Consider the following 1,648-nt stretch of genomic DNA (forward strand, 5'->3'; position numbering starts at 1 on the left):
AGTCTAAACAGACTAAGCTAAGCAGTGGAGTTTGAGATTGACGAATCTCAAATTTCACTGCTTTTTTTGTTAAAGTAGGGATGAAGTTGACATGTCGTAGAGCAGATTGGCACTTGATGTCGTAGTCTAAAATGGCAACTTCATCAATTCAATAAAGTCTCTTCTTAGTCTGTTGGCGATTAAACGTCGAGTATTGAAAATTAGAATTATTGAATTGTTGTTGAACTTCATTAGGAGATGATCATATGGAATATAATTGTGCTTTTGGAATTGATGTTAGTAAAGCTTCGATGAACGTTGCGATCTTAGTAAATAAGCACCAAGTTGATGCAGTTATTTTACCGATGAACCAACAAGGCTTTTCTTCCTTAAAGGCTAAGCTGGCTTCGTTCAAACAACCAATCGTTGTTTTCGAAGCTACCGGTATCTATTCTCGTCGATTAAAATTCTTTTTAGACTCGCAAAGGATTAATTATGTCTATCTGAATCCCTTACGAGCTAAAAAGCAGTTAGATAAGCTGCGCTCATTTAAATCCGATCAAGTTGATGCCTTTCGTTTAGCAGAAACCCAATTCATTTTATCGCGAAAGCCCTCCTACAAAATGGATCCCGCTTACCAAGAATTAATGGATATGAGTCGCTTCTACCAGGAACTAGTTAAAGATTCTATTGCTCATAAGAACCGGCTTCACCGTGTCCTTCAGTTAACTTTTCCAGAGCTTGAACAAGTAGAAAGTCAACCATCGGGTAACTTCTATTGGTACTTAGTTGAACATTATGCCAATCCACAAAAGGTTTGCCAATCTTCTCCTGATCAAATTTTAAATTCAATTCCTGTTCAGGTAAAGAAGTCTTTCTTTTTATCCAATCAACGCCTATCACGAATTATTGAACGATTAGTTAAGTTAGCTCGTCAAGCTTACCCGGTTGTTACTGAACATTCTTACGTTTACCATCAAATTTCCTATCTGGCCCGTCAATTAAAGACGGAAAATCAGATGAAAAACAAAATTATCAAACAAATGATTCAACTTGCCAAAGGCTTTAAGGAATACGATGAACTTCTCAGTATCCCTGGCTTTGGTAAAGAAACAGTTGTTTCTTTAATCGGTGAGTTAGGCGACCTCCGGCGCTTTAGGAGTAGTAATGCTCTTAACGCCTTTGTTGGCATTGATTTACGTCACTACGAATCCGGCAACTATGTCGCTGCTGACCGGATCAGCAAGCGTGGTAATCCGATTGCCAGAAAGATTCTTTTTAAGTCAATTCAAAGTATCGCTTCTGCCGCCCACTACCATCCTAATCACATTAACGATTTCTACCAAAAACGCAAAAAGCAATTTTCTTCGTCCTCTGGAACAAAGAAAATTGCGATTGCCACGATGCATCGTTTGCTTAGAACAATGTATCATCTCGTTAAATATGATCAGTTTTATGATTATGACATTGCTCGTTCATAACTAGAATCTTGATCATCATATATTCTAAGCACCCCATTAATTTTGTTAAATTAGATGAGGCACCTTTAGTATACCCTAAATTAAGCAAATTTCATCAATATCCAATTCTGTTTACTCAATTAAGTTGAGAGTAATAGAATTAAATCCCTTAAAATCAATAATACGCTTGACTTAACGTAGAAGATCTG

General features: G+C 37.0%; 1 protein-coding gene. It reads left to right on the forward strand.

The genetic code is table 11. The features are described from left to right. The first annotated feature begins 245 nt into the window (after nucleotides 1-245). Nucleotides 246-1,460, forward strand: a complete 1,215-nt coding sequence (locus MR181_RS08715) for an IS110 family RNA-guided transposase (protein WP_242337149.1) — start codon at nucleotides 246-248, stop codon at nucleotides 1,458-1,460. The last annotated feature ends 188 nt before the right edge of the window (nucleotides 1,461-1,648 follow it).

The organism is Limosilactobacillus urinaemulieris (assembly GCF_932750685.1).
GTDB lineage: Bacteria > Bacillota > Bacilli > Lactobacillales > Lactobacillaceae > Limosilactobacillus > Limosilactobacillus urinaemulieris.